Source organism: Chitinophaga horti (assembly GCF_022867795.2).
Lineage (GTDB): Bacteria > Bacteroidota > Bacteroidia > Chitinophagales > Chitinophagaceae > Chitinophaga > Chitinophaga horti.
In genome coordinates, this window is the sequence record NZ_CP107006.1 from 6,110,352 (window position 1) to 6,123,268 (window position 12,917).

General features: G+C 50.7%; 7 protein-coding genes. 5 read left to right on the top strand and 2 right to left on the bottom strand.

What is annotated here, in order from left to right; translation table 11 throughout:
* Nucleotides 1–201: 201 nt before the first annotated feature.
* The 5 genes from MKQ68_RS24950 (at nt 202) to MKQ68_RS24970 (ending at nt 9,876) form a co-directional block, all read left to right on the top strand.
* Nucleotides 202–3,147, top strand: coding sequence for a SusC/RagA family TonB-linked outer membrane protein (locus tag MKQ68_RS24950; RefSeq protein ID WP_264281434.1), 2,946 nt, complete (start codon nt 202–204; stop codon nt 3,145–3,147).
* 24 nt (nt 3,148–3,171) lie between these two features.
* Complete coding sequence (locus MKQ68_RS24955; protein WP_264281435.1) at nt 3,172–4,785, top strand: RagB/SusD family nutrient uptake outer membrane protein; 1,614 nt, start codon at nt 3,172–3,174, stop codon at nt 4,783–4,785.
* Nucleotides 4,786–4,884: 99 nt separating this feature from the next.
* Nucleotides 4,885–7,185 carry a GH92 family glycosyl hydrolase gene (locus MKQ68_RS24960; protein WP_264281436.1) on the top strand — a complete coding sequence of 767 codons (2,301 nt, stop codon included), beginning with the start codon at nt 4,885–4,887 and terminating at the stop codon, nt 7,183–7,185.
* Nucleotides 7,186–7,534: 349 nt separating this feature from the next.
* Nucleotides 7,535–8,884, top strand: coding sequence for a hypothetical protein (locus tag MKQ68_RS24965; protein ID WP_264281437.1), 1,350 nt, complete (start codon nt 7,535–7,537; stop codon nt 8,882–8,884).
* A 5-nt stretch (nt 8,885–8,889) separates the two neighbouring features.
* On the top strand, nt 8,890–9,876 hold the full coding sequence (locus MKQ68_RS24970; protein ID WP_244841196.1) for an SPFH domain-containing protein: 987 nt from the start codon (nt 8,890–8,892) through the stop codon (nt 9,874–9,876).
* A gap of 114 nt (nt 9,877–9,990) precedes the next feature.
* Here the strand turns inward: MKQ68_RS24970 and MKQ68_RS24975 are convergent, their stop codons facing one another.
* Nucleotides 9,991–12,300, bottom strand: a complete 2,310-nt coding sequence (locus MKQ68_RS24975; protein ID WP_264281438.1) for a GH92 family glycosyl hydrolase — start codon at nt 12,298–12,300, stop codon at nt 9,991–9,993.
* Nucleotides 12,301–12,548: 248 nt separating this feature from the next.
* Nucleotides 12,549–12,710 (bottom strand): hypothetical protein, encoded by a 162-nt coding sequence (locus MKQ68_RS24980; RefSeq protein WP_244841194.1) that lies wholly within the window; start codon nt 12,708–12,710, stop codon nt 12,549–12,551.
* Between the last annotated feature and the right edge of the window lie 207 nt (nt 12,711–12,917).

Consider the following 12,917-nt stretch of genomic DNA (forward strand, 5'->3'; position numbering starts at 1 on the left):
ACCTGTAAAATTAATCATGAAGTACCGCTAATACCCGACTGAGTAAGTAAGACCAAAAACGCACGCACATTTTAAACGCATATCTTTTTGAACCGGTTTTGCATCACCACTGCACGACCTGGCCTTTCCATGCCTGTTGAGGTTGGGAGAAAAGGCGCGCCGGTAAAAGAAGAATTTTCAACATCTAAATCATCAAACAACATGGAGAAGAAATCCACGCTTCTTATGCGGGCGGCAATGCAGGGCTTTCTGTTATTGCTGTTATCATTTCACGCCTTTGCGCAGAACAGGCAGGTTACAGGTAAGGTGACCGATGCGAAAGACGGTACGCCGCTACCCGGCGTCACCATCCAGATAAAAGGCACGACCACGGGTTCGCAAACCGGCCCCGATGGTACGTTTAAGCTGGAAGCACCACCTACAGCCACTACACTCGTATTTTCTATTATCGGTTATGAAAACCAGGAAGTGCCCATGGGCAGCGAACCATTGAACGTGAAAATGGGCGCCTCCGTAAAATCACTGAAGGACGTTGTGGTAATCGGTTACGGTACACAACGCCAGGCGGAAGTAACGTCCTCCGTTGCAACAGTGAAACCCGAAGACTTTAACCAGGGCGGTTCCCGCAACCCGCTGGATCTCGTGCAGGGTAAGGTGGCTGGCTTAAGCATTACGCGCGCAGGTGGTAACAACCCGAACGGCGGCGTATCCATCCAGCTGCGTGGTGCCAGTACCTTGTCTGCCGGTTTGCAGCCATTGATCGTAATCGACGGTGTGCCCGGCGGTAACCTCGACCTGCTGCAGCAAGACGACATCGCCTCTTTCGACGTGTTGAAAGATGGATCGGCAGCCGCGATTTACGGTACGCGTGCGAGCAATGGGGTAATCCTCATTACGACGAAGCGTGGCCGGGCAGGAGAGCCTACTTACGCTTACTCGACTTACTTCCAGCGCGATGCGGTGGCCAAAAGGCCGGATATGCTCAGCGCAACAGATTACCTCAAATTGCCAGGCACCACCGACCTCGGTGGCCGCATCCAGATGTATGACCTGCTGCTCGACGAACAGAACCTGAGCCAGTATCATAACCTCTCTGCCTCAGGCGGAACGGGCAATAGCAACTACCGGGCATCATTGTACTACAATGACCAGAACGGTATTTCCATCGACAACTCACGCAGGCAATATGGTGGTCGTGTAAACGTCAATCAGACAGGTTTACAGGGTAAACTGAGCATGCAAATGAACGTAGCCGCCAACTTCAACAAAGCGAACCTGAACGGTGGTGCAGGCGGCGACTTCGAACAGGCAGTGCAACGTAACCCTACTGCGCCCATCTTTAATGCAGACGGCACTTACCTGGAAACAAACGCATTCAACAACTACAACCCGCTGGCCCGTTTACAACAAACGCTCAACGAGCGCGATCAGCAAACGCTTTCCGGCGATGTGAAGTTTACGCTCGAATTAATGAAAGGTCTGAAACTGTCAGCTACCGGTGCGTTGATCCGCAACAGCTGGAACGATCGTGAATATCGCTCTAAAGAATCACGCTCGTCCATGATCGATTACAATGGTGGCGGTTATGCCAGAAAGCACAACCAGATCGACTTCAATAAAACATTTGAAGGTGTGATCGATTACAGCACTACGATCAATGAAGATCATAGCATCACTGCCCTGGCAGGTTACAGCTATCAATACTTCACTTCTGAAATTTTCAGTGCGAACAATAACGGCTTCCTGACAGATGCGTTTCTGGACTGGAACCTCGGCGCCGGTAACGCGATTACCAACAACGCGCTGAAACGCCCGGGACTTGGATCGAGCAAAGAGGATAACACGCTGGTGGCGTTTTTCGGCAGGTTGAGCTACTCGTATAAACAGAAGTACATGGCGCAGGTAGTACTTCGCCGCGAAGGTAGCTCCCGCTTTGGTGCGAACAACAAATGGGGTACGTTCCCCGCTGCATCCGTAGGTTGGGCGATTAACAAGGAGGATTTCCTGGCAGGCAACGCAGCCATCAACCAGTTAAAACTGCGTTTAGGTTATGGCGTTACCGGCCGTCAGGATGGTGTAGCCAACTACGGTTCGCTCGTTACGCTCAGCACTGGCGGTCAGTACCTGCAAAACGGTACCTGGTCACAAACCTACGGCCCTTCCGTAAACCCCAATCCCAACTTAAAATGGGAACAGAAAAGAGAGTGGAACTTCGGTATCGACTACGGTTTCCTCAATTACAGGATCAGCGGTTCGATCGATTTGTATCAACGTAATACCGTCGACCTGCTTGCACAATACAGAGCCCAGCAGCCGCCTTACATCCATGACCAGTTATTTACCAACGTAGGTGAAATTTCCAATAAAGGTATTGAGCTGATCGTAAGCGCAACACCGGTATCTACCAAAGACTTCACCTGGAACACAGACGTAACGTTCACGTACCAGCACAACAAACTGGAATCACTGTCCAACGACTTGTTTAAAGCTACTTACTTCGAGTACGGCTCACTGCCTTCTCCAGGCGCGCTTGGTAACGCGATCCGTGTGCAGGAAGGTCAGCCGCTCGGTAACTTCTACGGCAAACGTTTCGCCGGTTTCGATACTGACAGCACCTGGTTGTTCTACAACGCAAAAGGCGAAAGGGTAGGGGCCGACCAGATTACTGCCAACGACTATACGGTAATTGGTAATGGTATTCCTAAATTCCTGGCATCCTGGAGCAACACGCTGAAGTACAAAAATTTTGACCTCACGGTATTCTTCCGCGGTAAGTTTAAGTACGACATCCTCAACCTGCAGGATCTGTATTTCGGTAACGCGAAATGGCTGCCAAACAACGTACTGCGCAGCGCCATCACTAAAAACGCCCGCCTGAAAGATGATCCGCAGTACTCCGATTACTACCTGGAGAAAGGTGGTTTCGTAAAACTGGATAACATCACGCTGGGCTACAACTTCAAACTGAATACGAAGTACATCAGTAACCTGCGCGTATATGCATCAGGCCGTAACCTGGTTACTATGACGCAATACAGCGGCCTTGACCCCGAGCTGGAAGATAACGGTCTTACGACGAGCATCGACAACCGTGGATTTTATCCGCGTACACAGTCGTACACAATCGGGTTGAATGTTGGTTTCTAATGAGGATTTAAAACAAAGCATCGTATGAAAAAGCTTATGATATTACTGACTGCTGTAACCGGACTGGCCGCTTGTACGGACCTGGACGAAAACGTGTACAGCAGGATCAATGCAGATAATTTTTATCACAACAAAGGCGAAGTGCTGGCAGCAGTTACACGCCCTTACACCCACGCCAACGCCTGGGCTGCACCAACCGGACAAAATGGTTACTGGCGCTTAAGTGAGCTGTCGGCCGACCAGCTGGCATGGCCGCAGAAGGGCCGCCATGGCTACGATGGTGGCGACTGGATACGGTTGCACTATCACACCTGGGTGCCGCTGGAAGGTACGATCGAAAACGCCTGGAGGCTCATGTTCTCCGGTATGGGTTTTTGTAACAATACACTCAAAGACTTAGCCGCCGTGGATTTCGCGCAGATCGGCATGACGGAGCAGGAAAAAGGAGAGCTGCTCGCGGAAACGCGTGTACTGCGCGCCTGGCATTATCTCAAACTGATGGACCTGTTCGGCAAACTGCCCATCGCCACCGTTCCCGGCGAAGGCTTTAACCCCGAAACCAAGGAACGTCCGGAAGTGTTTGCATGGATCGAAAAGGAAATCCTCGACAACATGGATTCCCTGCCTGTACTCACTACCGCTTTAGCAGGCCGCGTAACCAAGGCGGCTGCGCTCAGCATGCTGGCAGAATTGTACATTAACGCTGAAGTGTGGACGGGTACACCGCGTTACGCCGATTGTATCGCTGTGTGTAACCGCATTATTGCGGGCGAAGGTGGTGCCCTTACAGGCAGCGCTCCGGTGCTGGAAAATGATATCTACAAGGCGTTTAACAATACCAATCACCTTTCCACCGAAAACCTGTTCCAGATCGCGTACGACCTTCGGCAGGGCGACTTCAACTTTGGCTGGAACGGTGACTTCTGGCATTACAGGCAGCGTGAAATTTACAACGTAGACCGCGACGGTAACAATGGTATCGTAGTAATCCCGTCTGCATACGACGCGTTCGAGGACAACGATCTGCGTAAAACAGGCTGGATGCTCATCGGTCCGCAGGTGAAAAAGACCAATGGTCAACCTGTGTTGGGCACCGAAGAATATAGCGGCAAACCGCTGGTGTTCGTAAAAGAGATCCGCCGTAACTCCGAAGGTGAAACCGGCGAGGGTGGTATGACCCGCGGTGAAGAGAACAGCGGTGCGCGTTTTGCAAAATATGTACCCGGTGAATTGACAGATGAGGTGAACTATTGGGGTAACGACTTCGTGCTGTACCGTCTCACCGAAATCTATCTGTGGAAAGCAGAGGCCATCATGCGTGGCAATGGCAAAGTGGCTAACGCAGAGGCAGTAACGCTGGTGAACGATGTGCGTAAACGTGCATTCACTGCACAGGACTGGGTAAACGAAGCCTACACCGCGGCAACGCTTACTTTGGACGAGCTATTGGCAGAACGGGGAAGAGAGTTTATCTTTGAAGGCAAACGCCGCCAGGACCTTATCCGGTTCGGTAAGTTTACCACCGCTACCTGGTGGGACCACCCGGCATCCGGTCAGGCTAAATGGAACGTGTTCCCGATCCCGCAAAATCAACGGGCGCTGAACCCGAACCTCGGCCAGAACACCGGGTACGAATAACGAAGTGAATCAATGAAGATAAAAAAACACCGTGCATTGAGGCTTTCCGCCTCGGGCACGGTGTTATCGTTTATAACCTTAAAGAGAAACTAATCAAGCATGAAAAAATTCGGATGGCTGCTCTTATCAATGGGTGTGTTCAGCGCAAAAGCGCAGATCGTTACCAAGGTAACCGACCCCGTGGAGTGGATAAACCCAATGATGGGAACAGATTCCAAAGTATCCCTCTCCAATGGTAATACTTATCCCGTAATCGCATTGCCCTGGGGCATGAACTTCTGGACGCCCCAAACCAATACTATGGGTAATGGGTGGACGTACCAATACTCCGCCGACAAGATCCGCGGCCTGAAACAAACGCATCAGCCTTCCCCATGGATGAACGACTACGGCCAGTTCTCGATCATGCCGGTTACAGGCAGCATGAAGTTCGACGAAGATAGCCGTGCCAGCTGGTTCTCGCACAAAGCAGAAACCGCAAAGCCTTACTACTACAGCGTGTATCTCGCCGATGCAGATGTGACCGCGGAGATCGCGCCTACGGAAAGGGCTGCCCGCTTCCGTTTCACGTATCCGGCTACCGATAGCGCTTTTATCGTGGTGGATGCGTTTGACAGAGGTTCTTACATTAAAGTAATTCCATCAGAAAATAAGATCATTGGCTATACCACCCGCAACAGCGGCGGCGTACCGAAGAATTTTAAAAACTTCTTCGTCATCTATGCCGACAAACCTTTTACCGTATCCAAAGCCTGGAATGGTAAAAACAAGGCGCTCGCCGGCGATACGCTGGAACTGACGACCAACCACGCCGGTGCGATCGTAGGTTTCAAAACAGCGAAAGGCGAACAGGTAAACCTGAAAGTAGCATCTTCGTTTATCAGCTTTGAGCAAGCCGAGTTAAACCTGAAACAGGAACTGGGAAAAGATGATTTCGAAACCATCAAACAGAAAGGTAAAGCCGCCTGGAACAAGGAGCTGAGCCGTCTGGACGTAGAAGGCGGTACCATCGACCAGGTGCGCACGTTCTACTCCTGCCTCTATCGCACGTTACAGTTCCCGCGCAAGTTTTACGAGTTCGATGCAAGTGGTAAGGTAATGCACTACAGTCCATACAACGGTGAAGTGCTGCCCGGCTACATGTTTACCGATACCGGCTTCTGGGACACGTTCCGCGCGCTGTTCCCGTTCCTCACACTTATGTATCCTGACCTTAACAGCCACATGATGGAAGGCCTGGCCAATGCCTACAAAGAAGGTGGCTGGCTGCCGGAATGGGGTAGCCCCGGTTTGCGTAACGTGATGATCGGCTCTAACAGCGCCGCCGTTATCGCCGACTCTTACCTCAAAGGTATTCGTGGTTATGACATTAACACCCTGTATGAGGCGATCCTCAAAAACAGCGAAAACGAAGGCCCTATGACGGCTGTAGGCCGCAAAGGTGTGAAGTATTACAACGAACTGGGTTATGTGCCGTATGACGTTAAAATCAACGAAAACGCGGCCCGTACGCTCGAATATGCGTTCGACGATTTCACCATTCACCAGCTGGCGATTGCGCTGAAACGTCCGCAGGAAGAAATTGCCCGCTTCGAAAAACGTAGCCAGAACTGGAAAAACCTGTTCGATCCGGAAACGAAACTGATGCGCGGTAAAAACCAGGACGGTACTTTCCAAACGCCTTTCAACCCGTTCAAATGGGGGGATGCGTTTACCGAAGGTAACAGCTGGCACTACACCTGGAGCGTGTTCCAGGACATTGCCGGCCTGGCCGAAAAAATGGGTGGCAGAACGGCTTTCGCGCAAATGCTGGACTCTGTATTCAAAATGCCTCCGGTATTCGACGAAAGCTATTATGGTGGCGTGATTCACGAGATCCGTGAGATGCAGATCATGAACATGGGCCAATATGCACACGGCAACCAGCCTATCCAGCACATGTTGTACCTGTACAACTATGCCGGCCAGCCCTGGAAGTCGCAGTACTGGATCCGCGAAACGATGAATAAACTGTACCACGCTACACCTGATGGCTATTGCGGCGACGAAGATAACGGTCAAACCTCCGCCTGGTACGTGTTTGGCGCGATGGGTTTTTACCCGGTAACGCCTGGCACGCAGCAATATGTGATAGGTACGCCATTGTTCAAGAAGCTGACGGTGACCCTGCAGGATGGTAAGAAGTTCATTATCAATGCTCCCAACAACAGCGACGCGAACTTTTACATTCAGTCAGCTACGTTAAACGGTAAAGCATACGATAAAAACTGGCTTACCCATACCGACATTCAGAAAGGTGGTACACTCGACCTGAAAATGGGCGCTACGCCCAATAAACAAAAAGGAACGACTGAGGCGGCTTTCCCGTATTCTTTTTCTACCTTTACGACTCGAAAGTAAAAACTAATTATAGTCCCGGCTGCTGCCGGAACGCAAACTTGTTCTTCTTGGAACATAGATCACAATAAACATTCTGAGGCCTCCTGTCTAGGAGGCCTCGTTGTTTTTAAGCGTAAATTTTTCAGGTAACCATCTTTCACTCCTCCCATCGGCCCCCGTTGTGTCACTCACTGCAACCGCATCACGCTTATCGGCTCAACGGTATTAGGCCATTCTGGCGAATTATCTTATTTTGTCATGCAAATAACCGACCCGGGTACCCGCCTGCTGAAGACTGACACTTGTGAATGCCGATAGGCATGATGTTAGCATTAACCCGGGGCAGCAACATTAAATCCCGATATACGGAATGCCAAAAGAAATCAAGGCCATCAAATGCCCACACTGCGGTAGCGTAAAACATACCGCTATTAAACCTGACCAATACCGCTGCGAAAGCTGCCACACACAGTATTTTATTGACAGCGACGATGTACATGTGTATCACACCGTCACGCATCGCACGGAAGGTGGTTACCAGTATAAAGCGCCGCAAATCCCTAAAAAGATGATCGTGTTCGGCGCTATCGTCAGCGCTGCTATGTTTTTCGTCGCCATCTTCTTTTTTATCGGCAACGACAGCAGCGCGGGAAGTACTTATTCCGTTTCCGAAGCCAGTGCCCCTAAAGAAACCTATACAACCTGGAGTGGAGGCACCGCGCCGGTATTGAGCAGTGCCGGGGAACCACTGCTCTTCTCACTGGCAGGCCGCATGTACCGGGGCACCGCCGGCAGCGATGATAAAAACGGTTTGTACGCCGCCTTCTTCGATCCAATCAAAAAGGAAGAAGTAAGCGCTAAAAAACTCGATCTTCCCAACGCGGGTACCACTGCCGACGTAAAGCTGCGCCAGTTCACCAACGGTGACATGTATGCGATCATCAACAAATCGAAAATATTCAAAATAGATCCTGCGGCGCAATCGGCTACGGATGTAAGCAGCTCGCTCTATAAAGATCAGCCGTTACTGCAATCGGGCATCGCCACGGTGGAATTTATGTACGACAGCTATGGCGACGGGCTCACCGTAATGACCAACGACGGTAAAAGCCTGTTTTACTACCCGCTGGTGAACAAGGTGTACACTAAAACTGAATTGGATAAGGCGCAGGAGGGTTTCTCCACCTTGTTGCCGGGCGCTACGGACCGAACCTACTTTACGTTTACCCGCAAGGGGCACGAGTTCCCCGATGAAAAAACGCAACTGCTGCAAATCGTGCACAAACATAATAGCGGCGGGCCACGCTGGTTAGTAACGGGGCCTAGCTGGGGTAAGGACTACCAGGTGCCTTCGGGTATTTATTCTGGCAACATCCCCTATAAAAAGGTGCTGCTCTCCAAACGGGAAATGGAACGTGGTCGCATCGTGTCTTACAAAGACATTACGCCCGACCGCCTGTACTTCTCCCCCGAAGTACTTTTCTCGGATGATAAGGACCTGGTGATCCTCTTCCGCGCCAATGCTTCGCCGGAAACACCGTTCACTTTACAGTGCCTCGATCCAAACACCGGCACCATCAAATGGACAACACCGCTGGAGGCTAAGCAGGATATTGATGAAATGATCCGTTGCAAAGAGGGCTTCCTGGGCACCAGCTACCGCGACGGACTTGTGTTTAACGCCAGCGGCAAGCTGGTAAGTCATCACGAAATAAAATAACGATCATGGGCTTAAAAGACTTCTTTAAAAAACAATTAGCCACCGTTATAGACTGGGAAAACCAGCAGCCGGGCGTACTGTTTCACAAATATCACTTCACCAGCGACGAGATCAAGAACCGTAGTAAACTGATCGTAGGGCCGGGGCAGGGTTGCATACTGGTGTATGAAGGCCAGATGACGGAAGTGATTACGGAAGAAGGCACCTTCGATCTCAGTACGGACAACCACCCGTTCATCACCACGCTGCTGAAGTTGCGCCAGTTATTCGAGAGCGAACATAAAATGCGTATCTACTTTTATCGCAGGGCAGAATGTGTGAACCAGCACTGGGGCACGTCTACACCGGTTAAATATGTAGATCCGATCTATAACTTCCCGGTGGAGCTGGGCCTGCACGGCAATTACTCGTTTAAAGTAACTGACCCCGGCGCATTCTTTCAGAATGTTGTTGGCTCCCGCGACGAGTACAAAACAGAAGAGGCCCGCGAGTTGCTGCAATCCCGCATACCACAAACGTTAGCGGCACACCTGGCTGCCGCCGGCTTAGGCTACCAGCAAATTGATGCCCAACTGGAAAATATATCTGCCCAGCTAAGCGCGAAGCTGAATGAAACCTTTACGGAGATTGGTTTTGAGCTGACCGACTTCCGCATCAACGGCACCCTGTTCGATAAAGATACCCAGGCCCGCATCCGTAAGATAGCAGATGTAACCGCCGATAATCTTGCCGCAGCGCAAGGGGGCTTAAATTACGTAGACATGGAAAAGCTGAAAGCCCTCCGCGATGCCGCCGCCAACGAAGGTGGTATGGCTGGTGCCGGCCTGCAGTTCGGTGCCGGGTTGGAATTAGGTAAAACGATGCTCGGTAATAAAGATGCAGATGTAGATCCTGTGCAACAGTTGCAGAAGCTGAAACTGTTGCTGAACGAAGGCATCATCACCCAGGAGGAGTTTGATGCGAAGAAGAAAGAGTGGTTGAGTAAGATGTAGTGACAATGAGCCTACCGGTGCTACTCGCGCTTAGTTGTATACACCAACGAATTTATATCATTAAAAAAGCCCGCATCCTCATGGATGCGGGCTTTGCATTTATTCTTTTAATGGTCAAAGGTACAGTTTCTTGTTTGGCTTAGCACCCATGTAAAACGTGAGTTTACCACCGTTCATAATGTCCGTATGCGTAATCACGCTTTTAGTGAGCGGTTTGCCATTCAGTTCCACTTTCTGCACATATACATTCTTGTCGCTTTGGTTCTTTGCTTCCATGGCAAAGGTTTTACCATTCTCCAGCTGGATAGTGGCCGCGTCAACCGCAGGGCTGCCCAGTGAATATTCTACGGAGCCGGGAGCAACCGGGTAAAAGCCCATCGTGGTGAAGATGTACCATGCGCTCATTTGTCCGCAGTCGTCGTTACCACCTAGACCGTCCGGTGTTGGGCGATACATCTTCTTCAGGATCATACGCACGCGCTCCTGTGTTTTCCAGGGCTGGTCGGTCCAGTTATAGAGGTAAGCTGTATGGTGACTGGGTTCGTTACCGTGCACATAGTTACCGATGATGCCGTCACGGGTAATGTCCTCTGTTTCGGCAAAAAATTCGTCGGGCAGGTGCATGGTGAACAGCGAGTCCAGGTGCGTGGCGAACTGTTTCTTACCACCCATCAGCGCGATCATTTCGGCCGGGTATTGTGGTACGTACAGGCTGTAGTTCCATGCGTTACCTTCGATAAAGCCCTGACCGTGTGTTTTTAGCGCATCAAACTCCTTGCGGAACGAGCCGTCGCTCATACGCGGACGCATAAAGCCTGTGCTGGCGTCGTATACATTGCGCCAGTAGGCGGAGCGTTTAATGAACTCGTCGTAAATATCCTTGCGCCCCAGCTTCTGCGCCATTTGTGCAATTGCCCAGTCGTCGTACGCATACTCCAGTGTTTTGGATACGGAGGAGCTGTTTTTATCTTCCGGCACATAACCCATGGCCATGTAGTATTCCAGTCCGTCGTACTTTTTATAACGAGCCGTGGCCACACAGGCGTCCAGTGCTTTATTCGCATCGAACGGCGCGTTGCCTTTCACTACCGCGTCTGCAATCACCGATACGCTGTGATAACCGATCATACACCAGTTTTCATTCGCATAGTGTGACCATACCGGTAACATCTTTTGCACGCTCTGATCGTAGTGCGCCATCATGGATTGTACCATGTCGGCGTTACGTTTCGGCTGCACCACGTTAAAGAATGGGTGCAGGGCGCGGTAAGTATCCCAGAGGGAGAAAGTAGTATAGTTCGTAAAGCCGTTCGCCTTATGCACGTTCATGTCCAGGCCGCGGTAGCTGCCATCGGTGTCCATGTAAGTGGTAGGGCCGAGGAAAGTATGGTACACTGCGGTGTAGAAGTTCTGTTTTTCCTCTTTGCTGTTCGTTTTAATTGCGATCTTGTTCAGTTCTTTTTCCCACAATGACTGTGCATCTGCTTTGGCCTGGTTAAAGTTCCAGTGCGGAATTTCGGCGCGCATGTTGGCGAGCGCACCTTCCTGGCTAACAGGAGAAATCGCGAATTTGATCTTGATCTGTTCTCCTTCTTCCGTATCGAAATCGAACCACGCCCTTAACTGGCGGCCCGCCATTTCAGGGAAGTTCTGTGTAACATCGAACTTACGCCAGAAGCCGCGGTACACATCGCTGGTGTAGCTGCGGTGACCATATTGTTTGATCGGCTTGGAGAACGTCATTGCAAAATACACCGTACGGGTACGCGCCCAACCGTTGGTTTGGCGATAACCGGTGATCAGCGTATCGTTTACGACACGAACGAACGTCCACACGTTTTTGTTATCGTAGTTGTAAATGCCCGACATCAGGTCGAGGATGATGTGTGCGTTTTGTGTTTTGTGAAAAGTGTACTGATGAAACCCTACGCGGTTGCTCGCGGTGAGCTCGGCTGTAATGTCGTGATCGTCCAGCTTTACCTTATAGTAGCCTGGTTCCGCCACTTCATTGGCGTGGGAAAACGCAGAGCGGTAACCGCTTTTAGGATCGTTCGCCGTACCCGGGTTGAGCTGAAGCGCGCCGGTAGTCGGCATGATCAGGAAGTCGCCGAGGTCGGAGTGGCCTGTACCGCTGAAATGCGTGTGGCTGAAGCCCGTAATCGTTTTATCGTCGTACTGGTAGCCTGCGCAGTAGCGGTATACGTCGGGATTGTACTTCCCATTCATCTCGTACGGGATCGTATCGGTGTCCGGACTAAGCTGTACAGCACCGAAGGGAACTGTGGCGCCCGGGTATACGTGTCCCATTTTTTGGGTACCGATGATCGGATTTACGTATGAAACCAGCTTTTCGCCCGTTTGTGCTAGCGCCGGGTAGGCGGCCGCCTGTGCGATCAGCAGGATGGTAAAAAGTTGTTTTCTCATGCTGGCAGTGGATTTTGAACTGAAAAAGTCTTCATTAAGTGGTTGATTTTTGTGCTCGTGGCTGCACTAAGTTAAACCGGTTTAGCATCAATAGCAACAAGGGTTTCCATTTTTTTTATTTTGGGGGATGGGGACGCGATGTAAATGCAGTGAAGTTATCTTGTAATATCCGGCTGACTGCCTGAAAAAGAAACATCCTGCCCGGCAGAAGCCCCGGCAGGATGTTACGTATAATGGGTGGTTATGACCTAGATAGAAGCGGCCGTTTGTGCCTTGGACACATCGTTCTTACTGAAACCTTTCGCCTGTTTACGCATCGTCAGCGACAAAATCAGCAATCCCAGTACGAGCAGCACGATGATGGACGGGCCATGTTGCGTTAAGTTCTGTTGAATGTTGCGAATGTTCATACGGCACAATTTGTACAGCAAATATAAGGAATTACTATTTAATCTATAATATTAGTAGGGTTTTGTTTTTTAATGGGTTTTACAGGATACGGTGTCTCAAGGGAACAATCAGCTCATTACCCGCCTTAGTTTATAAATGGACTAACTGGCTACTATCTGGCTACTAACTGGCTACTTACAGTAGGGCAACTGGGCGCTTTTCCCGCA

What these genes read in the sequence shown, in the direction of transcription:
- MKQ68_RS24965 (WP_264281437.1), top strand. Translation starts at nt 7,535, where the DNA reads ATGCCAAAAGAAATCAAGGCCATCAAATGCCCACACTGCGGTAGCGTA.
- MKQ68_RS24955 (WP_264281435.1), top strand. Translation starts at nt 3,172, where the DNA reads ATGAAAAAGCTTATGATATTACTGACTGCTGTAACCGGACTGGCCGCT.
- MKQ68_RS24975 (WP_264281438.1), bottom strand. Translation starts at nt 12,300, where the DNA reads ATGAGAAAACAACTTTTTACCATCCTGCTGATCGCACAGGCGGCCGCC.
- MKQ68_RS24960 (WP_264281436.1), top strand. Translation starts at nt 4,885, where the DNA reads ATGAAAAAATTCGGATGGCTGCTCTTATCAATGGGTGTGTTCAGCGCA.
- MKQ68_RS24980 (WP_244841194.1), bottom strand. Translation starts at nt 12,710, where the DNA reads ATGAACATTCGCAACATTCAACAGAACTTAACGCAACATGGCCCGTCC.
- MKQ68_RS24950 (WP_264281434.1), top strand. Translation starts at nt 202, where the DNA reads ATGGAGAAGAAATCCACGCTTCTTATGCGGGCGGCAATGCAGGGCTTT.
- MKQ68_RS24970 (WP_244841196.1), top strand. Translation starts at nt 8,890, where the DNA reads ATGGGCTTAAAAGACTTCTTTAAAAAACAATTAGCCACCGTTATAGAC.